The organism is Faecalibacterium tardum (assembly GCF_040096515.1).
GTDB classification, from domain to species: Bacteria; Bacillota; Clostridia; order Oscillospirales; family Ruminococcaceae; genus Faecalibacterium; species Faecalibacterium tardum.
Genome location: NZ_JBBMEO010000099.1, coordinates 1 through 1,000 on the forward strand (window position 1 = coordinate 1; position 1,000 = coordinate 1,000).

At 61.8% G+C, this 1,000-nt stretch carries 2 protein-coding genes; both read right to left on the reverse strand.

Going from position 1 to position 1,000, the window contains the following annotated elements; translation table 11 throughout:
* Window positions 1-37: 37 nt before the first annotated feature.
* Window positions 38-577 carry a histidine phosphatase family protein gene (locus WMO44_RS14925; RefSeq protein WP_349153048.1) on the reverse strand — a complete coding sequence of 180 codons (540 nt, stop codon included), beginning with the start codon at window positions 575-577 and terminating at the stop codon, window positions 38-40.
* A gap of 11 nt (window positions 578-588) precedes the next feature.
* Complete coding sequence (locus WMO44_RS14930; protein WP_349153049.1) at window positions 589-801, reverse strand: hypothetical protein; 213 nt, start codon at window positions 799-801, stop codon at window positions 589-591.
* Window positions 802-1,000: the final 199 nt, after the last annotated feature.

Below are 1,000 nucleotides of genomic sequence, written 5' to 3' on the forward strand. Positions count from 1 at the left end.
TAAATAAAAAGCCGCGGGCACCCGGGGGGCTTTCCTGTTATTCAAAGGTATATTCCACCAGCTGGCAGTTTTTGATGCCCGCAGCGGCGTATTCCTCGTTGGTCATATCGTAAAAATAGGAGTGCACCACCCGGGCAATGCCGTTGTGCGCCACCAGCAGGTAGGTCTTGCCGGTGTCCGCCTTCAATTCGTCCAGCAGATTGTAGATACGCTGTGCCAGCTGCATCATGCTTTCGCCGCCCACATAGCGGTCGGCAAAGTGGGTCTTGGAGATGCGGAACTCCGCACCATCCCGGGGCGTGCCCTCGTATTTGCCGAAGCACTGCTCCCGCAGGCGGGGCTCGCAGCGGGCGGGCAGACCGGTTGCGGCGGCAATGGCCTTTGCGGTGTCGGCGGCGCGGGAGAGGGGAGAGTACAAGATCTCGTCGATCTGCAGGCCGCTGTCCCGGACAAGCGCGCCCAGCTGCCGCGCCTGCTCCTGCCCGCGGGCGGTCAGCGGGCTGTCGGTCATGCCGCAGATCTTATTTTCCACGTTCCATACCGTCTCGCCGTGGCGGGTGAAATAGATATTGTGCATAAAATTACTCCTTACAGCTTGTGCAGGGTGCCGTCCGGCAGCAGACAGACGGTGTCCCCCTCGTCGATGCCAAGACATGTCAGCTCCCTGTCCGGGTAGGGCAGAATGCAAGCAGTCCCGGCGGCATCGGTCAGGGTCACATCACACAGCACCGGCTGCCCGGCGGGCAGCTCCTCGCAGCCGTACAGCTGCTCGTCAATGCGCAGCACGCGGTATTCCGGCATGGTACAGCCCCTCCTTTGTGTTTTTCCTTATTATATAGCACCCGGGGGCTCTGGTGCAAGGGGAGAGGGACGATTTGGAATGCGCTCCGCGGGGAAAGTTTTTGCCTGCCGCAAGCGTGCAAAGACGCTCCGCTGGGCCAGAGGCAGGGAGGGGTGTTCCGACTCCCCCCTCCCTACCTCTGGACTCCACCCACCCCGC